General features: G+C 41.2%; 23 protein-coding genes. 16 read left to right on the forward strand and 7 right to left on the reverse strand.

The genetic code is table 11. The annotated features are described in order from the left end of the window. Positions 1-133: 133 nt before the first annotated feature. Complete coding sequence (locus tag A11Q_RS05990; protein ID WP_015469897.1) at positions 134-1,186, forward strand: alkene reductase; 1,053 nt, start codon at positions 134-136, stop codon at positions 1,184-1,186. Positions 1,187-1,203: 17 nt separating this feature from the next. On the opposite strand, the gene A11Q_RS05995 is transcribed toward A11Q_RS05990, so the two are convergent. Further along, positions 1,204-1,977, reverse strand: a complete 774-nt coding sequence (locus A11Q_RS05995) for an exodeoxyribonuclease III (protein ID WP_015469898.1) — start codon at positions 1,975-1,977, stop codon at positions 1,204-1,206. A gap of 216 nt (positions 1,978-2,193) precedes the next feature. Between A11Q_RS05995 and A11Q_RS13490 the strand changes: the two genes are divergently transcribed. The 6 genes from A11Q_RS13490 (at position 2,194) to A11Q_RS06025 (ending at position 6,770) form a co-directional block, all read left to right on the forward strand. Continuing rightward, positions 2,194-3,012 (forward strand): TIGR02147 family protein, encoded by an 819-nt coding sequence (locus A11Q_RS13490; RefSeq protein WP_015469899.1) that lies wholly within the window; start codon positions 2,194-2,196, stop codon positions 3,010-3,012. A 55-nt stretch (positions 3,013-3,067) separates the two neighbouring features. Further along, complete coding sequence (locus tag A11Q_RS06005; RefSeq protein ID WP_015469900.1) at positions 3,068-3,814, forward strand: hypothetical protein; 747 nt, start codon at positions 3,068-3,070, stop codon at positions 3,812-3,814. Positions 3,815-3,966: 152 nt separating this feature from the next. Beyond that, a complete protein-coding gene (locus A11Q_RS06010; protein ID WP_015469901.1) occupies positions 3,967-4,383 on the forward strand; it encodes a hypothetical protein in 417 nt (138 codons plus the stop codon). A gap of 127 nt (positions 4,384-4,510) precedes the next feature. After that, a complete protein-coding gene (locus tag A11Q_RS06015) occupies positions 4,511-5,791 on the forward strand; it encodes a hypothetical protein (protein ID WP_015469902.1) in 1,281 nt (426 codons plus the stop codon). Beyond that, complete coding sequence (locus tag A11Q_RS06020; protein ID WP_015469903.1) at positions 5,791-6,360, forward strand: hypothetical protein; 570 nt, start codon at positions 5,791-5,793, stop codon at positions 6,358-6,360. The genes A11Q_RS06015 and A11Q_RS06020 overlap by 1 nt, the downstream gene beginning before the upstream one ends. Positions 6,361-6,362: 2 nt before the next feature. After that, entirely contained in the window at positions 6,363-6,770 is a 408-nt protein-coding gene (locus A11Q_RS06025) for a hypothetical protein (protein ID WP_015469904.1), read from the forward strand. 8 nt (positions 6,771-6,778) lie between these two features. Here the strand turns inward: A11Q_RS06025 and A11Q_RS06030 are convergent, their stop codons facing one another. Next, on the reverse strand, positions 6,779-7,294 hold the full coding sequence (locus tag A11Q_RS06030) for a hypothetical protein (RefSeq protein WP_015469905.1): 516 nt from the start codon (positions 7,292-7,294) through the stop codon (positions 6,779-6,781). A gap of 158 nt (positions 7,295-7,452) precedes the next feature. On the opposite strand from A11Q_RS06030, the gene A11Q_RS06035 reads away from it, so the two are divergent. Further along, positions 7,453-8,349 carry a trypsin-like serine peptidase gene (locus A11Q_RS06035; protein ID WP_015469906.1) on the forward strand — a complete coding sequence of 299 codons (897 nt, stop codon included), beginning with the start codon at positions 7,453-7,455 and terminating at the stop codon, positions 8,347-8,349. Between the two features lie 9 nt (positions 8,350-8,358). Here the strand turns inward: A11Q_RS06035 and A11Q_RS06040 are convergent, their stop codons facing one another. After that, positions 8,359-9,306 carry a hypothetical protein gene (locus A11Q_RS06040; protein WP_015469907.1) on the reverse strand — a complete coding sequence of 316 codons (948 nt, stop codon included), beginning with the start codon at positions 9,304-9,306 and terminating at the stop codon, positions 8,359-8,361. A 227-nt stretch (positions 9,307-9,533) separates the two neighbouring features. Between A11Q_RS06040 and A11Q_RS06045 the strand changes: the two genes are divergently transcribed. Beyond that, positions 9,534-10,223 carry a YjjG family noncanonical pyrimidine nucleotidase gene (locus A11Q_RS06045; RefSeq protein ID WP_015469908.1) on the forward strand — a complete coding sequence of 230 codons (690 nt, stop codon included), beginning with the start codon at positions 9,534-9,536 and terminating at the stop codon, positions 10,221-10,223. A 42-nt stretch (positions 10,224-10,265) separates the two neighbouring features. Here A11Q_RS06045 and A11Q_RS13495 read toward each other — a convergent pair whose 3' ends face one another. From A11Q_RS13495 to A11Q_RS06065, 4 genes are all read right to left on the reverse strand, one after another. After that, positions 10,266-12,038, reverse strand: a complete 1,773-nt coding sequence (locus A11Q_RS13495) for a methyl-accepting chemotaxis protein (protein ID WP_015469909.1) — start codon at positions 12,036-12,038, stop codon at positions 10,266-10,268. A gap of 130 nt (positions 12,039-12,168) precedes the next feature. Continuing rightward, positions 12,169-13,521, reverse strand: coding sequence for an HD-GYP domain-containing protein (locus tag A11Q_RS06055; protein WP_015469910.1), 1,353 nt, complete (start codon positions 13,519-13,521; stop codon positions 12,169-12,171). Continuing rightward, entirely contained in the window at positions 13,518-13,919 is a 402-nt protein-coding gene (locus A11Q_RS06060) for a response regulator (RefSeq protein ID WP_015469911.1), read from the reverse strand. Before A11Q_RS06060 ends, A11Q_RS06055 begins: the two co-directional genes overlap by 4 nt. A 16-nt stretch (positions 13,920-13,935) precedes the next feature. Beyond that, entirely contained in the window at positions 13,936-14,796 is an 861-nt protein-coding gene (locus tag A11Q_RS06065; RefSeq protein ID WP_015469912.1) for a chemotaxis protein CheX, read from the reverse strand. Between the two features lie 208 nt (positions 14,797-15,004). On the opposite strand from A11Q_RS06065, the gene A11Q_RS06070 reads away from it, so the two are divergent. The 7 genes from A11Q_RS06070 to A11Q_RS06100 all read left to right on the forward strand — a co-directional run bounded on the left by A11Q_RS06070 (position 15,005) and on the right by A11Q_RS06100 (position 24,201). Then, positions 15,005-16,705 (forward strand): chemotaxis protein CheA, encoded by a 1,701-nt coding sequence (locus tag A11Q_RS06070; protein ID WP_015469913.1) that lies wholly within the window; start codon positions 15,005-15,007, stop codon positions 16,703-16,705. A 14-nt stretch (positions 16,706-16,719) separates the two neighbouring features. Further along, complete coding sequence (locus tag A11Q_RS06075; protein WP_015469914.1) at positions 16,720-17,187, forward strand: chemotaxis protein CheW; 468 nt, start codon at positions 16,720-16,722, stop codon at positions 17,185-17,187. Between the two features lie 13 nt (positions 17,188-17,200). After that, positions 17,201-18,526: a methyl-accepting chemotaxis protein gene (locus A11Q_RS06080; RefSeq protein WP_015469915.1), complete on the forward strand. Its 1,326-nt coding sequence runs from the start codon at positions 17,201-17,203 to the stop codon at positions 18,524-18,526. Beyond that, the gene (locus A11Q_RS06085) at positions 18,526-20,277 is read left to right on the forward strand and encodes a CheR family methyltransferase (RefSeq protein ID WP_015469916.1); all 1,752 of its coding nucleotides are present in this window, start codon (positions 18,526-18,528) and stop codon (positions 20,275-20,277) included. The genes A11Q_RS06080 and A11Q_RS06085 overlap by 1 nt, the downstream gene beginning before the upstream one ends. Continuing rightward, a complete protein-coding gene (locus tag A11Q_RS06090; protein WP_015469917.1) occupies positions 20,274-21,599 on the forward strand; it encodes a protein-glutamate methylesterase/protein-glutamine glutaminase in 1,326 nt (441 codons plus the stop codon). The genes A11Q_RS06085 and A11Q_RS06090 overlap by 4 nt, the downstream gene beginning before the upstream one ends. 148 nt (positions 21,600-21,747) lie before the next feature. Continuing rightward, positions 21,748-22,482 carry a response regulator transcription factor gene (locus A11Q_RS06095; protein WP_015469918.1) on the forward strand — a complete coding sequence of 245 codons (735 nt, stop codon included), beginning with the start codon at positions 21,748-21,750 and terminating at the stop codon, positions 22,480-22,482. 48 nt (positions 22,483-22,530) lie between these two features. Next, positions 22,531-24,201, forward strand: a complete 1,671-nt coding sequence (locus A11Q_RS06100) for a PAS domain-containing sensor histidine kinase (protein WP_015469919.1) — start codon at positions 22,531-22,533, stop codon at positions 24,199-24,201. Positions 24,202-24,215: the final 14 nt, after the last annotated feature.

Genomic DNA, 24,215 nt, shown 5'->3' on the forward strand with positions numbered 1-24,215 from the left:
CGATCTCAGTATAGCGCACTATAGCACTTATATAAAAAATGACTCTTGCTTTTGTGTCGAAGTGGCTTTAATGTATCAAACATTGTTTCAATTAAAACAGTGCTTTTAAACCGCAACTGAAAGGCTGGACCCTATGTCATCTGTCTTATCTCAACCTCTAAAATTAGGTGCTTTGACTCTTCCGAATAGAATTATCATGGCGCCCTTAACTCGCTCACGTTCGAATGAGCAGCGCGTGCCTAACGAGTTGATGCTTGAGTATTACAAGCAAAGGTCCAGTGCGGGTTTGATTTTGACAGAGGCGACTGTCATGGACCCGAAAGGTGCGGGTTATGCAAATACGCCGGGCATTTATTCGGACGAGCAAGTGCAAGGGTGGAAGAAAATAACGGAAGCTGTGCATGCTGAGGGTGGACGTATTTTCTTACAGATGTGGCATGTGGGACGCATTTCAGATCCGATGTTTTTGGATGGAGATTTGCCCGTGGCTCCCAGCGCGATTCGTCCTGCGGGACATGTGAGCTTGGTGCGTCCATACAAAGACTATGTCACACCACGGGCTCTAGAAACACAGGAAGTGGAAGCGATTGTTCAAGGCTATCGTCGCGGAGCTGAAAATGCGAAGAAGGCTGGATTTGACGGAGTTGAAATTCATGCGGCCAACGGGTATCTGATAGATCAATTTTTACAAGACAGCACGAATAAACGCACAGATCGCTATGGTGGCCCCATTGAAAATCGCGCACGGTTTCTGCTCGAGATTGTCGATGAGGCTATCGCTGTTTGGGGTGCGGATCGTGTGGGCGTACATTTAGCTCCTCGTATGGATTCCCATGATATGGGTGACTCCAATCCACGTGATCTTTTTGGTTATGTAGCCCGTGAGCTGGGCCAGCGTAAGATTGCTTTTATTTTTACTCGTGAAGTGGAAGGGCCTGATTCATTGGGGCCTTATCTTAAGAAAGAATTCGGCGGAATTCTGATTGCTAATCAAAAGTATACAAAAGAAACAGCAGAAGCTGCTATTCAGCGTGGGGACGCGGATGCGGTCGCTTGGGGTGTGAATTTTATTGCGAATCCTGATTTACCCAAGCGATTACTTGAAAATTTGCCTCTGAACTCACCGAACCCAGAGACCTTTTACCAAGGCGGGCCAGAGGGCTATATAGATTACCCATTTTACTAGATCGGATTGTGCTCGGACTATGACTTTAAAGTCAGGCGTATCGGACAGTGATCTGAACCAACGACTTCGGGAAGATGAATCATTTTCTTGATAAGATCGTCAGACTCTGGGTTGGCTAAAAAGTAATCTAGACGCCAACCGATATTTCGTTCGCGAATCCCCGGGCGATAACTCCACCATGTGTAGTGACCGCCACCTTTTTCGAATTTTCTAAAAGTGTCGATCCAGCCACGCTTCACGATCATTTTTTCCATCCAAGCGCGCTCTTCGGGAAGAAATCCTGCGTTTTTAGTATTGGTCTTTGGATTTTTTAGGTCGATCTCTGTGTGGGCAATATTTAAGTCTCCACAGATAACGACCTGTCGGCCTTTTTTTCTAAGCTGTTCCAGTCTTTTTTCTGCCGCATTAAGGAAAGCCAGCTTGTAGGGTAAACGAACCCCCTCCCTTTGAGAATTTGGAAAATAACTGGTGATAAGAGTCAGATTTTTGTAATCAGCTTCAAGCCATCGGCCCTCGTTGTCGAATTCAGGTAAACCTAACCCGCTCCGGACAGCTTCAGGGTCTTTTTTGCTATAGATGACAAGTCCTGAGTAGCCAGGCTTTTTAGCGAAATGCCAATGGGAATGATAGCGGGATGGGTGGTAAAAGGTTTCATCTTTTTGGATGGCCTGTTCGTTGATTTTAATTTCCTGTAAGCAGACGATATCTGCCTTTTCCTCTTCGAACCATTTTGCAAAATTCTTGCGATGTACCGAGCGAATTCCATTTACATTCCAACTGACGATTTTCATGGGGTCATATTAGGGTATCTGTCTGCAAAAATCCAAATCTAAAGAATGAAATTGCTTGGTAAGATCAGCCTATGCAGAAAAGATATAAAATGTACAGAGTTAGAGGATACAATCTGCTTCGGATTGCTTCGGAAACTCAATAGAGGCCGTAGTGGCCGAAAAAACAAGTATTAGTGTTGATGTTAAGACGAAATTCTTATAAAAAACTGTTCCATCATGCCGAGTATCTATAATTACACAGACTTTAAAGCTTTTTTAATCGACGAAATGCAGGAAAGAAGTCTTCGCAATAAACGCTATTCACTGCGGGCTTTTGCACGTGATTTGAATTTCAGTAATTCCAGATTGTCATACATATTAAATAAATCCGCAGGTATTAGTTTGGATACAGCAAGAAAAATGGCAAAGTCATTGGGGCTTTCTGATATGGAAAGAGAATACTTTGTTAATATCGTTCAAGCGAATTATGGGAGATCTAAAAAACTTCGTGTGGCTGCAGCCGAGCGGGTTAATTCTCAGATAAAAAGAAGAAATTTTAAATTATTTAAAACCAACTTCTCGGGCTTGTTGTCTGAATGGTACTATATGCCGTTGATGGAACTTGTGATCCTAAAGAAGGCTAAAAGTCTGAAATCATTATCTGCTATTTTGGGTGTTAAAGAGGTGGTGGTTAAAAAGGCCTTAAGACAGCTTGTAGATAACGGCTATCTACTTCAAAAAAATGACGATACTTATGAAAAGGTAAATGAATTTTTAAAAATAGATAGTTTTACCCCATCAGAGCAGATCCGTAACTTCCATAAGCAAATAATTAAAAGATCAGCGTCCGAGATTGAGCGCCAACAGATTGCAAATCGTAAGTACATGAGTGCCGTTTTCGGATTTAAGAAAGATCAACTGCAAGAGGCAAGGCAAGAGATTGAAAGAATGCAGATGGAATTTATGCAGAAGTTTGCTGTTTCAGATAGTGCGGACAGTGTGTACTGTGTGTCCATGCAATTCTTTGAATTGACAGAAGGACAAAATCCAAACTGAAGAGAGTTAGATTTTTAAAGATGGATAAAGGCAAGAGTTTTGAGGAGAGCCATAAATGTATAAAATGTTACTAAAGATCAGCACGACTATGATTTTACTATCATTTCAGTTCGCACTAGCGGCCACTGATAATAGCCTTGATGGGGGTAGTGTCGTTGGTGATGGTGGTACTATTGTAATCTGTTCAGAGAAGACTCCTCGCTTCCTGAATGTAATGGAGAACTACTCTTATCAAAAGCAAGCGGCAGAAGACTATGCTCATTACAGAGCGGTTGAAAATAAGCGCTCACGTACCGAATACATTGAAATTCTACAAAAGATTGCCGCAGAAAAAGTCGCAGCTTTAAAACAAGAAGGTTACAGGTATGCTGTCGATACCAATTTTGATCTTTTTAAAAACAAGGAATCTCTTATTCAGGATGTTTCGTCTTTGAAAGAAACCAAGGTTCGTACGCGCGGGGTGGTGTTTTCAGACGATTTCTCAAATCAATTGGGGTTTCAGGATTGTGATCTTAAAGTAGGAGCTGTTCGCCCTGTATTTGATTCCTATTTCTTTTACAATACTAAAAAAGATGTAATTGAGTGGATAGATTCTTACTGTGGTGATCTGAGTCGACATGGATATGGCTGTATATTAATGGACTTCGACTTAGTTGCGTCTATGAGCCAATTAGACCAAGCGTGCTTTGTGACCCATGAAGTTTTAAGGGTGGTTTATCAAACCTATTCGAGTGCACTGCAGACACGCTATCGTCAAATGATAGCTGATATTTGCGTTGAAGCCGCTCGTCGTGTGCAATAAGTCCCTAGCAATTTGTCACACTGTCGATGTCTTATACGTCTGACTCATTCCGAGACACACTATAAACGCATTGGGGTTGGCATTAGTGTTGTAAGCAGGTTCCTTCGAAACCGTTAACACATTAACAGCCTATTTCCTGAAAGGAATGCCCCATGAAACATGTATTACTAAGTGTTGGATTGATTTTGTCATCTGTAGCTGCTCATGCTCAATTGAAAGAAGTTCCGGCTAATACGCTAGGCGCTTATAAAATTGCTGTTATTCAGCGTATTCAATCTATGGAGTGTTCGCGTGGTTTAAATGTTTCAAACATGATTGACGGGGCTACGAAGGCTTTAATTGATGAATCTAGCGCTCAACCCGTCATAACATTTATTGTGGATGCTGGTGTTGTTGGGCGTGGGATAGTGGAAGTTGTCAGCACGGATTACAACACGATCAGCAGCGCGACAGCGCGCTATCAGAGCTTAGTTAACGTAGATGTGAGCCAAGATATTCGCAATCCTATCATCGAGCAAAGATGGGTAGATATGACCGCAGCGACATCGTGTACATCACAAGCTAAATAATAGAGTCGTCAATCTATTAGACACCTGTCTTCTTATTTAAGGAGGCAGGTTCTAGAATCAATATATTGGATTTAGCTGCTTCAAAATGATTTAAATTCTAGGCCTGTTCATTGCAAACATCCTAGATATGTTGAAAAAGTATAAAAGCGCAGCCTTACTATTTATCTCGATTCAGGCACTGAGTGTATTTTCTTTTGCTGCGGAAATGCCTTTCTATCATGTCACGACAGAGGCCTCTGTTCTGCGTGATGCTCGTTTAGAAAATCCTATCAATATTCCAGAGGGTTCAAAGGTTAGCATTCAATCCCACTATTTACGTGATAAACTAGGAACAGCATCACCAACTCAAGATCAAATCCAAAGACTTCTATTGAATCCGGGTGAAGCGTCTAGAGGACGCATTTCCACGCGACGTTTTTACCATACAGGAAGTCGCACGCCACGCTATGACTATTTCTTTCCTGTGACGATCACTTTGCCTTCTGGTGAAGTTAAAGTCGGCGCTATGGCCTTGCAATACTATAATCGCTCGGGACAACTGGAGATCAAAAGAACAGATGGAGCTGATCCAAGCCGTTTTCAATCCGCTGAAATAACACAGCAAATTCGTAGTTTAGTGGATGATAATAAACCAGCGGAAACAGAAGCCTCTGTTTGTACAAACTGTGATAGCAGCCGCGGCGTTGAACAAGTTCGTGACTTACAAGTGGTGGCTGACAGAGCCCAAGCTGATGCCAGCGAAAGAACTTCTACTAATCTATGGCAGCGCTATCAGACATTTGCTCGCGAGTTTGCAAGTTCTCATCGTGTTACGCGTGCGAATGCCGGACAGATGAAAAGAACATTTGTAAGAAGCTTAATCAGTCGCTTTGGTGCGGCTGAAGCGGGTATTATTATGACAGCTTTAACGGGCTATGCAGAAGCCCCACATCGTAATTCTAATAATGCACAAATGGCTGAAATCGCAGCTGTTATTAAAGTTATCGAAAATCGTGCGAGTTCAAAATTTAGTCGTCGCAGTCGTACATTACGTGATATCGGTGTGTCTGTAGATGCTGACGCACGCTTAACAAATGTATTAGCAGATTGGCAGTTTTCGGTGTGGAATGACCGTGATCAAAACCTAGTTCGTATTTTAAGTTACCATCCTGAAAGAGCAGATAGCTTAACTCGCCGTAAAATGCAGTTGGCTTTTGAGTCTCAACAATTAATGAAAACCAACCGTATTACATTCTCGGGTGCTATGAATAGTCCGACATTGCGTCACTACCATGCTAACTATGTAAATCCAAGCTGGAGACGTGCCGGTCAACAAGTTCGTAGCGCGATAGTTAATGTGAATGGCACAGCGGTGAATTTAGCTCAACAAAGTGGATCTCGCCATATTTTCTACACAGGAGTTCGCTAATGAAGATTTGGGCGACAACGCTTCTAACTCTTTGTGTGGGCCTTTCTGCAGGAGCTCAAAATTTTCAATTGCAAAAATCTATTAAAAGACAGGCGATTGATTGTAGTGCTGAAAAAAATGTAATTACATTTGCAAAAACAAATCAAAAGTATGTCCTCTATGATCAAAACTTAACGCCCGTTAAAGTAATGAAGTGTGAAAAGATAGAAGTATCGAAAGATTTGGTATTTTATAGCGTATTATTCGGTAGCCACATTCAAGAGACAAGTGGAACACAAAGGATACTGATCTATGAGTTGGCACAGCCGGCTTCAGGGAAAAGTATGAAAACAGTTCGCTCTGAAGTTGTAGATCAAGTCGAGCTAGCAGGGGACCCTGCCAGTGATAAATTTGAATTTGCGATTGAAACTCAGTGGGGACAGGATGCGAAAGACAAATCAGTCTTGTTACAAGTTCGAATTTATTCGAAAAAAGAAAAGCCAGAGCCTTTCTATTTAAAGTATAATGCTAAAAACGTCTGGTTTGAAAATGTTATCAGTGACACGAATGTTAAATCGACTCATAAATAGGAATGCCTCCATTTAAAAAATATAAATTTGTATTGGTGATAGCGATGGTTAGCGGTTTACTGCTCGGAGCCTGTTCTCATACATCACCCGAGCCAGTGGCCGAAAATCATATAACGATCCCAGCACAAGAAGGTTCTGCTATAGCGGTGCGCACGGAAAGCTATGCAAGGCCTCCTTATTCAGGTGCGACCTACTTCTTATATGAAAAAGACGGACAAGTGATCTGCACGAAGTTAAAAGTCTGCAATAAGTATAATGAATGCGAAACGACCTACAAATCCGGATTGTTTCGTGATGAAGAAGAAATGGAAGAGGGTGTTGAACCTTTTGAAAAAACGGAGTCTCAGGTGATCGCGCCAGAAAAGCTCAAGCTTCATCAGTGTCTTGAACTTCTAAAGAAAGAAAAGTAGTCGTTGGGTTATAGGCAAGGCATAGTTTGAGCTTTGTGTGCGAGTTCTCGAGCGTATTCATTTTGATTACGTCCAGCCTTTGGTTCGACTTGTGCGACAGCGCAAGAGGAGTTTCCTTTAAGTTTGCTGACGATTAAGTAAGATGTATCGCGTCCCTCATCATTAGCTACGTTAATTCGGTGAATTAACGCTAAAGGTGAGCCGTCTTCCACAAGCCATTCGATAAACTTTGAAGGTACATCATGGAATCTCATAAAATGAGTGAGGCGAATAGTTCTGTTTTTATAAACAAGAGACAGTGAGTACCTTAAGTCACCACCTGAGATTTTGACTTTGTAATCACCTTGTCCAGAGCATTCCATGTCGAGCATGTCAATTTCTGCATCCAGATCATCCGTCGTGTCTTCGGTGACTGTGCAATTTTCTTTTTCGATATTAGTTAAAACAAAAGGTGTAGCGTCCTCAGCCCAAGTCGTAATTGTTACAGTTAAAGTCAGCAATAAAGAAAGAAACGCTATTTTCATATAAACTCCGCTATTGAACACCACTATTGAACTTTGCTACCCAAGACAGTTATCGGTAAAAGTCAGGCGAAAGTTGATCTGTTTCGTTTTAGTACCTTTTAAAAAATGAAGGTCTAGCTTGTGAATAAAAAAATGCTTTTTTAAGCGGTTATTTTATAATGGATAGCATGACTAAATATCATCTGATTTTCTTCGGGGTTTTGATTTCCTCTTTAACTGCACATGCCATTGATACACGAAATGAGTCTTCTAATTCAGCTTCTCCGTGTACTGTGCGTATGTCTAATATAGCTATTAGATCAAGTATGTCTTTTGGTAGTGGGGGAACGACAGGGTTTTGTTCGGGAACACTAGTGGCTCCGGATATCATCGTGACGGCAGCTCATTGTTTAAACGAAGCCGTTTCTTCGCGAATTTCAAATTTGAATGATCTGAAAAAGGGCGTTCGGTTGAATTTAGCGGTGGGAACTGAGATGTCATCTAACGTATACGAAGTACAAAGTGGATCTGAAAGTACTGTTTTTAGTGACGACCTTGCGACCTATAGACAGCGTGAAAGATTTATTACTCAAGGCGATATTACTTTAGTGTCGAAAGATTTTGTGGCGCTTAAGCTGACCACATCTGTACCTTCTTATAATAGTGAATTGTGTCCGCGCCTGCCATCTGCGGAAGACTGTGCGGCCTTTGCAGCTTTCGAAGCGAATGAACAGAAAGATTTGTCAACTTTGTCATCTACTTTTTATGCGACGTCATATTACGAAAATGGAGCTGGCGCTTCTAAGACACGCGCCAGTTATCCGAGCAATAGATTGATTTATATGAGGGCCCGTGAATTGAGTAAGCATAGCAAATATTTACACATCAGAGTTAACTTTGGACATGAAAATAATAACGCGCGTTTAGTAAAAGGCGATTCTGGAAGTGGATTGTTGTGGAAGTCAGGTGATGAGGAATTTCTTGTCGGAGTGCAATCTGCTGTAGAAACGGAAAATCGCAGCGTGGGAGTTTTTGCCCGAAGCTGCGATTTGGTAAATCATCCGAATTGGCCGTAATCGGCGGAACTAGTTGTTACAGTTACAGTCTTTGTTTAGCAAGCCACCTAAAGTGTTTGTAAGTCCTTTGGTGATGTCGTTTGTTGCTCCACCAACAGCTCCGACAACACCACTCACGATTCCACCAGCGCCACTTACAACTTGTCCCACTGGTTGTGTCACTCCGTTAACAACTTGGTCTAAGTTACCTACACCTGGAACACCTGGGATGATACCATTGTTACAGTCGTCATCGTTACCCCCACCATTCCCAAGGTTTAATAACCCACTTGTGATTTGTTCTACTGGCGGAGCTACAGGTCCTAAGATTCCTTGAGTTACAGTTCCAACTGTATCAATTACTTGTCCAGTTAATTGATTTAGAGCATGGTCTTCATCAGAATCTTTTGGTTTTAAGATAAATAGATGTCCATCAATAAGTCTACCGCGTGAATCTGGGCTACATCCAGGGGAAGCAGACGTCGCAATCTGACTACAGTCGCTTGAAAACTGAATGCTGGTGTAACTCGTTAAACCCAATCCACACCCTAAATCAAGATTTGCATTGATCAAGTCGACATTCTGGATATTTAAAGCGGTCAAAGCTTGGCTCACGATGTTGAGTTTGGCTCTTGCGATCGTTGGTAATAGAAGCCCGGGGATGCCTTCGCAAGTGTTGCTGCCAATAAAGGTTTCGATAGTTTGTTCTAAGACATCTTCTTTAACTCGTAGAGTTTCACGCGTTGAATTGGCTCCATCAGGAATACAGCGTTGCCATGTTCCATCGAATGAACAGGCATTTGTCGAAACTGGTGTTACTGGTGGAGGCGGTGGTGGATTTTGAGGGTCATCTGGATCTATTGGGATGACGCCTAAGCCTGTGTTCGAGCCGTCTGTAGTGAAGGCGACACGGGCGCAGCCTGAAAATGTTAAAGCGAAAGCTAAGATGAAAAGAGTAATAAGATGGTTAGTGATCATAATAATTTCCCCCTGGTTCTTTAAGAACCTTTGTTATTTGAAAAAGCAAAGCACGGGCCGCACTCATCTAATTTTTATTTGTTTACAACGGGAAGATATTCGTATTTAAAAGGAAAGGTTCCAAGAATACCCATGGAGTGAGTTGTAAAGGTTCCAAAGTGCCTCTTGTGTTTCAAAATGAAAATGACAATTCGTATATTGCATCATAACTTCGATGCCGAGGAATTATGTCCTATAAACTCTTTCTTTTCGATTTAGACGATACTTTATTGGATTTCAAAGAGTCCGAGAAACTCTCGTTTTCTTCAGTGATGCAAAGCTTAGGTATCCAATCTGATATGACGGCTCTTTTTTCTCAGTATCAAATTGAGAATCGAAAGCTTTGGACTGAGTTTGAAAAGGGTTTGATCACGCAGGAGTATTTAAAGGTTGAACGTTTTCGCCGTACATTGGAGCCTTTACAGGCAGCAGTAGATCCGCATTTGGTTGCCAAACGCTACTTAGAAGCTTTACCTGAATCCGTTGTTTTGATCGACGGAGCCGTTGAGATCTGTCGTGAATTGAGCGCTGCAGGTGAGGTCGGCATTGTGACTAACGGAATCAGTGGCGTACAAAATCAGAGAATTGCTAAATCAGCTTTAGAGCCCTACATCAGTTTTATATGTGTTTCTGAGGACAGTGGTTATGCTAAGCCAGATGTTCGTTTCTTTGATTACGCTCACAGCTTAAGACCTCATGTGCAAAAGGACGAAATGATTGTGATTGGGGATCGACTAGAAACTGATATCTTAGGTGCCCATAACTTCGGGACGGACTCGTGCTGGTTTAATCCCAAAAATGACAAAAGCATGGCCGCCGTGCAGCCAAAATACGAAGTTCAGAGTCTTTCTGAACTTCGTCGTTTTATTAAGTCATGAGCTTAAATAATTAGATTTTGAGTATCCTGTGAACCTGTGGGATTAAGCGGCGCGGTTACTAGATTTCGTGCCGCCATCTTTAGTCGTATCACCGCCATCATGTGCGAAGCCATCTTTACCTTGGGCGATTAAGCCACCTTGAATAGTGCGGATTAAGTCTTCGACAACTTCATTTAAACTATGAGCTTGTTTTGATAAGTCTTTGGCAGCAAAGGATGATTCCTCGCTGGTCGCCGCATTTTGTTGGGTGACCTGATCCAGTTGATTCATCGCACGTGTCAACTCGTTGATACCCTGTGACTGTTCCTGACTGGCATTAGAAATTTCAGTGGCCATATGGGAAACATTAGAGACATTTTCAACGATCTCTTCAAAAACCTCGTTACACTCACGCGCAATTTGCGTTCCGTTTTCGATTTTTTCGACTCCATCTTTAATTAAAGACTCGACCTGTGTTTTTGTCTCTTTAACGATGTCTTCCACTTTCGAGATACTGTTTTCTAGCAGTTCTGAAATTTCTTGCGACGCCTGTCCGCTCATTTGGGCCAAGTTTCCGACCTCTTGAGCGACTACGGCAAATCCTTTCCCATGCTCTCCAGCGCGTGCAGCTTCCACGGACGCGTTGAAGGATAGAAGTTTAGTTTGAAAAACGATATCGTTAATCACTTTAGTCTTATTTCCAATTTCTTTAATGACCTCAACAATTTGAACCATTTGTTGATTCGAGTGATTGACCTGATCCATGATCTTGCCATTACTCTGATTGATCTGGCTCATGGAAGAAATCATCTGCTGCATGATATGCTTTCCATTTTCGGCAATTTTCTTCGACTGGTTTGAACTCTGGGCTGTATTGACGGCATTATCCGTATTTTTACTGACCATCGAATTGAGCTCTTCAATACTGGCGGCCGTTTCTTCAAGTGAGGCGGCTTGTTGAGTTGTCGCCTGTGCTAACTGTTGTGATGAATTGGCCATTCTTTGAGATGTCACACTCACTTGATCACTAGCTTGGGTGATAGCATTGGCTGCGCGGCTTAAAGAGTGAATTGGCGTTTTTAAAATATAGGCCGAGATTAAAACAGAAGCTAAAGCCCCTAATAGAATACCTAAAATCAACCAGCCACGTGGAGTGATGATTTGTCCTTGTGTCGACGCTTTTGCAACAAGGTCGATATTTTGACTGACAGCAAATACGCCGTGAAGTTTGCCATCCTTCCAGTCTTCCATTTTGTAGCCAAGTATATCGCGACCATTTCCCCATGGGCTTTGCGATGGACTACCATGACATGTCATGCAGCCATGATCTTCTGAAAGGCGCACAGGGCGGTAAGTGGTGATGATACCATCTTCATTTTTGATGATTTCATTTAAGTCAGGACTTCTTTCAAACTGACGGAAGACTTCTAGTTCTTGAGTGGTAGCTAAGTAGTCTTTGTTACGTGGAGCATCTGAAAACACACGGAATTCATATTGATCTACGTGTGTATTTTGTTGACCGATTAATAGCGAGGCATAGATAGGAACCTGATTTAGAATTTCTTCGCGCTCAGCATTGGTCAGTTGATCCGGAGAGCGATATTTTTTTTGATATTTTTCAACGACAGTCTGTAAACCACCTTGTTTGCCGACAAACTGAGTAGCGGCATTTAACTGTGTATGAATGGTTTTCTGCTTATTCACAATGCCGGCTTCTAGTTCTTTGGCATTAAAATAAAGAAAGCTTTGAATTGCGACTGACGCGCATAGAAAGCACGATAAGATGACCACTGAAAGAATTCTTGATTTAAGACTGAGTTGGCTAAACCATTTCATGAAAGCTCCTTTTACGTTCCGTATAATAAAATCGGTATTTATGGAAATTGATGAAGAGTCTTCAACTCCATTTAATATTTAATTCACAATTTATTTTTTTGAGATCTACACAGTTAAAAATCTTTAACATTTAAGCGACCTTACCTGAGTTTTTTTGAGGCTCTGTTTCATCTGGAGATGCAGAAAACAAATGCCTGACTTCATTTAGAATATCAGGATTAATTGAGCCATTTCCTGCAATAAGTTTAAATGCCTCTTGAGGTGAAAGGCGCGGCTGCCGTGGTCGTATGCGTAAAAGATCTTCTAATTGCTGCGCTAAAGACAATACCTGAGCCTCTGTACAAATCTTAAAGCCAGGTCTTTTTTCTGGAAAGCCTTTGCCATCAAATCGTTCATGGTGCTGAGTGATGGCATCGCGAACTTTAGGCAGAATCACGATACGCTTACCTGCCAGTATCGTCAGGGATTTAGCAACGTGAGTGTGATACAGATCTAGCTCTTCTGGGGACATCTCGGATTCGGTTTTTTCAAGAACCTCTATAGGCATTTGGCTCATACCTAAATCACACATAAGGGCGGCTATAACAATGTCTTCCGTTTTGACAATTTCGGTAGTTAGGGCAATCAGTCCGCAAATCGTCGATACCTTCTGGGCTTTTTCATAGAGTCCATTATCAGTGCTGCCAGTGCTTTTTAAGAGTTCCTTTTGAAAGTTAAAAAGATCGGGGGACTTAACATATTCTGCGATCACTTGGTTCGCATATTCGACATACTCTTTACCTTCAGCAAAAGCTGCATTTTTAGGGGAAAGTAAATCATGAAAAAGACGACGAGCCGCCGCTTTCTTTTGTTGTGGACTTGGAGTCAGATTTTTTATCTTAGACGTCAGGAAGCTGTAATATTGTTTAAGCTGACTTTCTTTTACAAAGACATGGGATGTCGAGTGGCGATCTAAGTTGCTGATGATACGCGGAGAGAGTTTAGTGCCTCGGTTGTTAAGTTTGATGTAGCGATTGTTTGCGGACAGATAAAGACTGAGTTCAAAATCCAATTGATCTTCTGGTTTGATTTCCGCAAGGCTGACTTCGACTAAGCGTTCAAGAGATTGCCCCGTCACATTACGTTCGATTTCTCGTAATGTGATCGAAATAAAATTTTTGTCCATAGGGTAGTAAAAGCAATCTAGAAAGCCGTTCTTAATTAAGATCTCAGCTTCCTGCATTTGGGAATCTAGAGCGACAAAATATATAGGAGCTTGTATGAACGTCATTTTTAATGACTGACTGAGTTCAATGGCAGGTAAATCCTCCCATCCAAGCCCACATATAACGGCGTCGTAGGAATCACTTTTCCACGTATCATAATATTTCATGAACTCTTCTGAATTATTAACATAATCCAGTTCATAGTTCTGCAGACAAGACTTAGCGAACTCAAGAGCATGAGCATCTAACGCCACAGCTAATATTTTGAGTTTAATCATGAAGCCGCCTTTTTCTGCGCCTCCTCTAATTTTCCATTTAGAGTGGCAGTATCGAAGGGTTTGATCACATAAGCTGACACGCCAGCTTGTAGAGCTTCGACCACTTGTTCTTTTTCGGATTCGGCGGTTACAAGTACGAAAGGAACATTTTTGTAGCGGGTATCGCCACGAACTCTTTTTAATAAGTCCAAGCCCGTGCATTGAGGCATATTCCAGTCAGAGACAACAAGGTCATAAACACCTTCTTTGGCATCTGAGAGTAATTGCCATGCTTTAACACCATTTTCAGCTTCGGATATATTTTCAAAACCGAGCTCTTTTAAAGAGCGAATCACTAGTTTACGCATGGTCATCATGTCATCGACAACTAGGACTTTCATTCCGGCTTTATTGCTCATTTCTTCTCCTTATGATTTAAGCGGCTTGCTCGTTTTCAAAAGATATTTCTACCTGAAATTGTCCGTGCTGGGTGTTGAAGGGTAGAATGATTACCTTTTCATTTGTTTTTTGACGTATATTAATTCTTTCTCCGGATAGTATTGTGGGCAGCTCTGGTTTAAGCTGATATCCAAACTCTTGATTTAAAACTGTTTTCGCAGAGCCGTAGATAATATTTAGAATTTCTCCGGCGGCATCTTCAATTTCATGATTTATATGTTCATGTTTTTCTCCGAACATGGACTCATATATTTTTAAGAAGATTTTTTCTGGAAAAGCTAAGGTCACACTGCCTTTAAATTTTTCTGTCGAGATAGAAATCACGCCGACGATAGCAATAGGCTGTTCATAAACTTTGTTGTCAACATAGGTGAATTGTGGTTTTAGGGGCTCGCACTGAACGTTGGCCTGCAGCTCTAGAGTTTTCTTGGTGGCCGCTAAGAAAGGATTAACCATGCTCACATCAATTTGTTTCTGGGGTTTCGTCTGTGCACTTTTTTCTTGTTTGAAGTATTCACGAATATCATGAATGCAATTTAAGGCGCTCGACATCCCATCATTTTTAAGTTGGTTTAACAGCGAGGGCTTGAAGTTAAAACTCACCAGTTTTTTGTCTGCCATTTTAATATTTTGTGAAAGAACTAATAAGGGATGGTAGCAAAGCTGATTCAGTTCGCTCACTTCGCGGAAATCGAGCACAAATAGCTGTGCTGGCTGTAAAAGCCAGTTCTTAATCTCGATATTAAGATTAGTGGCACATTCTTTATCCATATCTTTTGGCAGCTCAATCAACAGATAGTGATCACGCACCTCGTGTTTAATTAGTGGCTCAGCCATAGATATCTCCGCTGTAGATTTTGGTTGTTCATTCTTTTGTTTTTATCGGTATCTCAAAATGGAAAATAGGCAGGGTGAATTTCTAAATGCTGATAACTATTCAGAAAATAGAAATTGTAAAGAAAATATTATTTTAGAATATTAAGAGACTATTAAATGGATTTCAGAAGTCTACAATAAAATCCGCATTCATACGATGAGATAAAGTATGGATGATTTTGAAAAGACGTTGAAACTTGGATTTATTGACGAAGCCCTACAACTTATTGAAGAGTTCGAGACCTTATTATTAGATCTCGAGCAGGATGCCTCTTCTAAAGAGACTATCGATGGGGTTTTTCGTCTGATTCACAATATCAAGGGCAGTTCAAAAGCTGTCGGCTTTGATAACCTAGGGGCCTTTTGCCATGAGCTCGAGACCTACATGCTCGACATTAAAAATGGCACTAAAAAGACGACGAAGGCGACTATAAATAAATTACTCTTATCTAAAGACATCATGACCAAGACTTTGATGTCCTACAAATCCAATTTAGATGCCGTTATTGATTTGAGTTCTGAAATCTCTATGTTTCAGCATAAAGATGAAGAGATTGTAGATAAAAACGAAGCTTCTACCAAGGGAGCTGAGGCGATAGCTTCTTCATCAGTAGACGCCAATGCCGATTTACCGGTAGAGGAGTCTACTGAAGTTATTGATATTAAAAACTTTCAAAATAAAAAGCGGCTGCATGCGGTGGTTGGTGCTGACGAATCCGTTCGCGTTAACCTCAAGCGTGTAGATCATCTTATCAACTCAGTGGGTGAGCTTGTGGTTTTGCAGGCCGTCCTACGTGAACAAGTGCTGAGCCATAGTTCCATTCACAGTAAACTGGGACGAGTGAGCGAAGATATTGGTAAAATTATTAAAGAAGTCCAAGATCTTTCTATGAGCCTTAGAATGGTGCCGGCAAAGACATTAATCCAAAAGCTACAAAGAATTTGCCGTGACACAGCCAGTGGATTAGGGAAAGACGTGAAATTCACTATTCATGGTGAAGACACAGAAATTGATAAGACGATCTTAGAGCTTATCAGCGATCCGTTAGTGCATTTAGTAAGAAATGCCGTGGATCACGGGATCGAAACACCTCCAGAGCGTGAAGAGCAAGGGAAATCCCCGCAAGCCGAGTTACTCCTGAGTATTTCCTATGAGGGTGGGAAGTTGCTTATCAGTGTGAAAGATAATGGACGCGGACTAAATCGCGAGCGTATTTTACAGAAGGCTAAAGAAAAAGGACTCTTAAAAGAAGGTGTTGAGCTGAGCACTCAGCAAATTCAAGAACTTATTTTTGCTCCAGGTTTTTCTACGAAACAGCAGGTGACAGAAGTTTCTGGGCGCGGTGTTGGTATGGATGTGGTTCGTACCAGCGTGGAAAATCTAGGTGGGCAGATCGAAATCAGTTCTGAAGCCGGAATGGGAACAGAGTTTGTTGTGCGTTTGCCACTGACGTTGGCCATCATTGATGGAATGGTGGTTCGAGTTTCTGGTCAGCAGTTTGTCTTGCCACTCGCACAAGTAGCCGAGACCTTTAAAGTTGAATCTGGTCAGATTAAAGAAGGCCAGAGTCACGGACTTTTTTGTCTGCGCGGGAAAGACTTTCCTGTATTTGATGCTAAACAAATGCTTCATCATTCTAAAAATGAATCTCAGCAGGGAAATATCGGAATACTTTCACATGCGGGAAGCTTCAGTTTTGTCGTTTTAGTTGACGACATTGTTGGTCAACAACAAATCGTCATCAAACAGATGGGGTACGAGTTGTCGCACCTGCGTGGATACGTGGGCAGTGCGATTCTAGGGGATGGTAAACCAGCCCTTATTATGGATTTAGCTGAATTAATTGAACAAGAACGTTTAGGTGCTTAATTAGCGAGGTATATATGAGTAAATATCTAAGTTTCCATTTAGGAACTGAAAATTATGCAATGCCACTTTTAAAAGTCAGAGAGGTCATCGGTATGCCCGAGATCACTCTGGTTCCTCATTCCAGTCACCATGTTCTAGGTGTTATGAATCTGCGTGGACAGATCATCACAGTGATTGATATGCGCACCTGCTTGGGACTAAAAGCTCAGCAAGGACATGAGACGACAGTTATTATTTGCGAGATGCCCTTCGGACAAATAGGTATGGTCGTTGATGCCGTTAACAGCGTATTGTCTGTGGCACAAGAAGAGTTAGCTGAAGTACCAGCGGGATCTCGCGCCTCTTCGCAGTCTTATATCGTCAATATCTATCGCAAAGAGGATCAGCTGACATTGATATTAGATGTAGAGCAATTAATCTCGAAAGAAGTGAATATCAATTTTGAGGCTTTGCAAATAAATGAAGCGGCGAAGGCTTCTTAAAAAGTAGGTCTGCATGCTTTCTGATTTGAGCATTAAAGGCCGCGTTGCCTTATTTATTACAATTGGGTTTATCGTGACTATCCTTGTCGGGATATTGAGTTCGCAGGCTTTACAGCAAGTGGCTACAGTATCTGCGGATGTGACACGAGCAAAGTTTGCTATTCAGGCCTCACTAGGAGTCGCTTTTATTGTACTTATAGCTGTGGGTTATTTCGTTTGGAATTCTATTTTTCAAGAGATGAGCAAGACGCAGCAGGATCTATCAAAACAGCTCCTCCAGTTTAAAAAGTCCTCAGAAAAAAACTTTGAATCGTACACGAGTTTGAGTCGTAGCACAGAGGCTCTAGCCCATAAGACTCAAGAGTCTAACAGTTCGTTAGATCAGCTTAAACAAATGCTACACCGAACAGATGAGTTTGCTGATAAATCACATCAAAGAGCCAATGATAGTCATATGGCTGCCGTAGCTGGTAAAAAATCGGTGGCCGAGATGATGCAGTCTATGTCCGATATTGAAAGTAGCAATAACGAGGTCATGAAGGCTGTCACAGATTCTAATGAAAGTCTTTCGGAAGTGACACAGATCATTTCAAGCATCGAAGCGAAGACTAAAATTATTAACGATATAGTATTTCAAACAAAGTTATTGTCATTTAATGCCTCTGTCGAAGCCGCACGCGCGGGCGAGCATGGTAAAGGCTTTTCTGTAGTGGCGGAAGAGGTGGGAAACTTAGCTCAGCTGAGCGGCGTTGCCGCACAGGAAATATCTAAGATTTTAGAAGAAAGCGTGCAAGCCGTTCAGAGTTTAATTCAAAAAACCAATGAGCGCGTTCAGCCTTTAATCAAAGAAGGGCAAAAGCGAGTGGCAAAAGGCAAAGCCGTTGCAACGCAATGTGAAGAGTCGTTGGATAAAATTGTGAGGGAAGTAGCTGAGGTGAATAAGATTATTGATGATATTTCGCAGGCCTCTAAACAGCAAAGGCAAAATCTTGATGATATTAAAAAGGCCATGCTTGAAATGGATCAGCTCATCCAACAAAAACCTGAGGTAGCACCGCCGACTTCTGTAAAAGCTCCAGAAATGAAATTGCTCAAAACAGAAGATAAAACAGAATACAAAAAAGAGCATAAAAAAGAACAGCGTCTCAAAGTTGCCAAAGAGTCGGTAGTTGAAGTAAAGCCCCAGAAAAATGTGGTGTCCTTTTCTTTAAATAACAAGAAGGTCGAGCCAGCACCAGCTAAAGTTGTAGCCAAGAAGGCACGTGAAGTAAAAATAAAATCTGTAGCTAACGGGTCGGATTTCCCCAGTGGAGATGATCCCCGTTTCGAGGAGTTTTAATGGCATTTTCACAGGACACGGCCATCATGGCAATAGCACGGGAAATTTCGCAGCATTCGGGTGTACAATTAGGTGAAAACCAAAAAGAAATGATTGTCAGTCGCCTCAAGCGAAGAATGTACAGTTTGGGGATGCGCTGCGAATCAGAGTACGTAGAGTTCTATTTGAATAATCGTAAAGAAGAATTTCGGCACCTGCTTTCGCTATTTACCACTCATCACACATTCTTCTTTCGTGAGTTTAAGCAATTTGAATTTTTGCGCGACAGTTTGTTAGATCGCATTGTCAGAGCAGCCCGTGATCGCGGTGAAAAACTTATTAGAATCTGGTCGGCGGCCTGCAGTAAAGGTCACGAAGTGTATTCTTTAGCAGCTTTCTTGCTGCCCATCCTTGAAAAAAAGTATCCTGATATGCGGCTGCAAATTATCGGAACAGATATAGATGAAATATCCGTGGACTTTGCCAAAAATGCTGTTTTCTTAAAAAAAGAAATTGATGGGATTCCATTGGCCTATCAGAGCGGCAACTTCGTTCGCGGCCATTCAGGTCTAGAAAACTATGTACGGGTGCATTCCAAAATTCGTGAGATATGCCAATTTTTTAAAGCCAACCTCTTAGATTCGCAGACGTGGCCAAGTGGTTCTTTCGATTTTATTTTTTGTCGGAATGTGTTTATTTATTTTTCCTCACGAGATATTGGTAAAATTCTTCCAGAGCTGAATGCCAAAATGCATTCAGATGGAGGGCTTTTTTTAGGTTTAACAGAAAATATAAATGGAATCCAGACGCCGCTTAAATGTGTGGGGCCTTCTGTGTTTTCGACCTCTCAGTTGCTTCCTCAGGGGACTATGTCTAAACCAATTCGGCGCGTTCTGTGTGTGGATGATTCTCCGACAGTTTTAGATATTCTTAAGATGATATTTACACGCGAGTCGGGTTACGAACTTGCGGCCATTGCAAAAAATGGCAAAGAAGCTGTAGAGGTTTTAAAAACACAAAAATTCGATCTTATCACTTTAGATATCCACATGCCGATCATGTCAGGGATTGAATTTATGCAGTCCCATTATAAAGCTGGGATGCCGCCAGTATTGGTCGTCAGTTCTGTGGAACGAACGGAGTCGAATCTTGCTTTGGAAATGATTAAAAAAGGCGCTCAGGATTACATTCAAAAGCCAGAGTTAAAAAATCTTTCGTCCTACAAAGATGAGATTTTACTAAAAGCCAAAATAATCACTGAACGCAGTAGCTTAGGAAATAAAGAAGTGGATAATGCGCTGGATCGCCAATTTGCAACATCTGAAAGTCTAGGTCTTAGCTCTATAAAAAATCCAAAGTGTATAGCGCTGTTTTTTAAAGAAGAAGATGTGGAATCTGTAAAGCGATTTATAGCAGAAAACAGTTCTGCAAATATTTTCTTTAAGCTGGTCTGTTCGTTTTCTGGGGACGAAGAAGAATTTATTAATCATCATTTTTTAAATATGCGGGCTTACGTGAATGAAGTTTTTCGTATAAATCCGTTAAGGCGTTCGTTTCACCTGCCTTCGGCTGATGTAGGCGTCGTGATGAGCTCGTTTGCTATTGATCAGCTTAAAAGTTTAAAGCTAATGAACTATGATGTGTTTTTAGCCGAAGAATCTTACAGTCATGAGCGAATATTACTTTCTGAAAAGTTTGATCTATTTCCACAGGCGAGTTTAGCCTATATGGTTCAAAAACGCTTAAAAGAAAGACAAGCTGTGGCCGTATGAAATACAGTGCAGGGATTTGGATTCTTATTCTGACTGAAGATGCTCATAAGATCGAGTACATCCCAGAGCAAAAACTGAAGTATTTAAATTTGCAGGATAGAATCTCAGACCTTATAGGAACAGTACTTGAACGTGTGAAGGCCATAAAAGCGGTACTGATTAACTATTCAGAGGATCAATTTCAAAAAAGCATTCCTTTATCCTTAAAAAATAAAACAAGTTTTGTTGCAAGGTCTAATGATTGTGAGATTTTTTATGATGAAGTCACGCAAAAGGTGCGCGTTTCGCGGGACGAGCAAAAGTTTCCATTAAAAGTTCTTATCGTGGATGATTCGGCCACAATGCGGGCGATTTTAAAGAAAATCATTCAATCCGATTCACGCTTTCAAGTAACACATGAAACAGGAAGCCCGAATGAGGCGTTAAATTTAATTCGTCAGAATGAGTTTGATCTCATCACTATGGATCTGCACATGCCAGAAATGACGGGAGCCGATTTAATAAAGTTATACTTTGCTGAAAAGAAGATACCTACAGTAGTTATCAGTTCTTTGCGTGCAGAAGAATCTGATCTTGTTTTGCAGAGTTTAGAAAATGGAGCGGTAGATTATCTACAAAAACCAGAACAGAGTCATTTGTCAGATGTTGGACACGAGATCATTCAAAGGCTTTTGACGGCGGCTTCTGCGCAAGTCAGCAGTCATCATACGACGATCAAAAACACGCGACATGATTTTCGCAGTGTTCAGGGTTTGCTTTGTATAGGGGCTTCAACGGGTGGAACTCAGGCGATAAAAAACGTTCTTCAGCAGTTTGGGGCGCATATTCCTCCGACGGTCATTGTTCAACATATTCCGGCGGTCTTTTCAAAGGCCTTCGCGGATCGACTGAATCAACTTTTCTCGTTCGAAGTCAAAGAGGCTGAAGATGGCGATTTGATTTTACCTGATCGTGTGCTGATTGCTCCTGGAGGTAAGCAGATGCGTGTGGTTCGCTCAGGAAGTGGGATGAAAGTTCGCGTAGAAGAAGCTCCACCAGTCAATCGTCATAAGCCCTCAGTCGATTATCTTTTTAGATCTGTAGTTGATTTTTGTGACTCTGTGCGCGTCGTGGGTGTGATCTTAACAGGTATGGGTGCCGACGGAGCCGAGGGGCTATTCCAACTTAAGCAACGGGGAGCCTATACAGTGGCTCAAGATGAAAAAACATCTGTCGTCTATGGGATGCCACGTGAAGCGGTCGAACGTAAAGCTGTTAAAAAAGTGACATCGGTTTTTAACATGGCAGAAGAGATCTTCCGTGGATTTGGACCAGAACGATAATCGAAACTATAAAGTGTTACGACCATTGAAAAAAGAAAGTCATTTGATATAATTTTTTTGTTTAGTAGTGATTTGTTAATAGTGCAATAAAGAATCCATTAGTACGTATGTGGAGTTGTGCTGCAAAAGCATGACAGTAGGATGAAAAATGGCAACTAAAATGACAGAAAAAATGACTGACAAGATATCAGATAAGAAGAAGCTTCTCATCGTAGATGATGATAAGTATGTCTGCGACGCGTATTCACAGAGCTTACAGGACGATTTTGATGTGATCACGACAGAAGACGCCAGTATTGCTTATAAGATTTCAGTACAAAATCACGTGGATGCGATACTTCTTGATATTAATCTAGGAGATCAGGATGGGATTGAACTCTGTCGCCAGTTACGCCAGAATCCGCTGTCGCAAAAGATTCCTATCTTGTTAATGACAGGATTTACTAATCGAGAAAAGATCTTAGCGTCATTTCGCGGAGGTGCCGATGACTATATCGAAAAGCCAATCGAGCCAGAAATTTTAGTTGAAAGAATCAATGCCCGTATTCGACGTATAGAAGATATTGGCGGACGTTCAGACAGTATTGGTAATCTAAAAGTTTTCTTTGATAGGAATGAAATTGAGCTCAATGGTAAAGTGCATGGTCTTAGCCAGATTGAGCTATCACTCCTTAAGATTTTTGTCATGAATGTAAATAAAAAAGTAAGTCGAGAAGACATTTTAAGCATAGTATGGAAAAACACTGTGGTCGAGCAAAGAACAGTCGATGTGCATATCAGCACATTAAGAAAAAAATTGAAAGACTTCAATCATCAGATTGATTCCCTATATGGAAGTGGTTATATCCTTCGCCCGCGTAGTGTTGTCGGACGAGCACTATAATTCGTGACAACGCGAGTACGAAACTATTTTAAAATTACACAAAAAGTCATGTGGGCTCTGTCTGCATTGGTATTTTTACTGACGACTGGGGCTTTCGTGTTTCAATTGAAAATTATACCTGAAAGATCTTTGATCGCCATTCAGGCGGCGTTAATATTGGGACTACTCTGTCTATTTTGGGTGCCCACCATATTTTCACAGGTGCGAAGTCGGTCGAATAAAAGCAAAACCGAAAAAGAGTCACATCAAAGACGAGAGTTTTTAGAAAAGCTTTTTTCTTCTTTAGAAGAAGTGGCGATCATATCCGTTGCAGATCAATCTGGAAAAATTATTTTTGCAAATAGACAGTTCTGTAAAATATCAGGTTACTCAGTAGATGAATTAATCGGCCAAGACCACAGAATTGTAAATTCTGGATATCATCCTTCTGACTTTTTTAAAACTATGTGGATGACTATAAAAAACGGAGATGTTTGGCAGGGAGAGGTGAAGAACCTTAAAAAAGAAGGAGGATATTACTGGGTTAAAACCTATGTTGTTCCTTTATTTGATCCTGAACGAAATATGAATGAATATGTTTCTTTCCGTTTTGATATTACTTCTGAAAAAGAATTCGAAGAGATCTACAGACAAGAACATCTTAAAAATATCCATATGAATCGCTTAGCAGCCTTGGGGGAAATGGTGGGCACTACGGCCCATGAAATTAATAATCCTATGGCGGCGATTGGGGCTTACCTCTCTTTTATGAGCAAGTGTCTGAAGTCAGAAGATGTGACTCAGTATTCTGATGAACTGAATGATAACATCATCAAAGCCCGTATACAAATTCAGCGAATATTGAAAATTATTAATGGCCTCAGAGAGTTTGTGCGATCCGGAGAAAATATTGAAGCGGAAGTGGTGAGTCTGCAATCCATTATAGAAAATGCAGTGACTTTGTGCTCCGGAGAGATCAGCAAGAAAAACGTAACAGTCAAGGTTGATATTCAAGAGACTATTGTCCGCGTGAATCCAGTGCAACTCGAGCAAGTTTTTGTGAACTTGATTATGAATGCTTTGGATGCTGTAGCGACCTTGCAAGACAAGTGGATAGAAATAAATTCTAGATGGATTTCTGATCAAACAATTGAAGTCAGAGTTGTAGACTCTGGATTTGGAATTGATGCTAAAGTTGCTGAACGTATCATGCTGCCATTTTTCAGCACAAAAAATAAAGGCTCCGGAACGGGATTGGGTTTGAGTATTTCTCGGGGCATTGTCGAGCAACAAAATGGTCAGCTGTATCTAGATCAGAAGTCGCCCAATACGGCATTTGTTATTCGATTGCCTATCTATCTCGTTTCATCATCGCATCATATTGAAGATCTTATTGGGCACCATATTCGTCATCGTCAGAAGATTATTGAGCTGCTCAATAGTAATTTCATCATAGATCCTGAAAGTGGATTTGAAGAGGTAGTGGCTGATATCGGGAAATGGTATGAGGCGATCGAACAGGGCTATCGTCAAGATCCCAACTTTGTTAAAATACAGAAGCTCTACCCAGAGTTTATTCAGTCAGTGCGTTCATTATTAAAACGTTCGCAATCTAATGATCGAACTGTTGTTTACGATGCGGCTCAAGGTTCATCATCAAGCTATGATTTACAATCCAGAAAAATCGTGAGCTGCCTGCAAGCGTTTAAGTCCGTGCAAATAAAGAGTCATGTGGTATGATTTTTTATTCTATG

It is taken from the genome of Pseudobdellovibrio exovorus JSS, from assembly GCF_000348725.1.
Lineage (GTDB): Bacteria > Bdellovibrionota > Bdellovibrionia > Bdellovibrionales > Bdellovibrionaceae > Pseudobdellovibrio > Pseudobdellovibrio exovorus.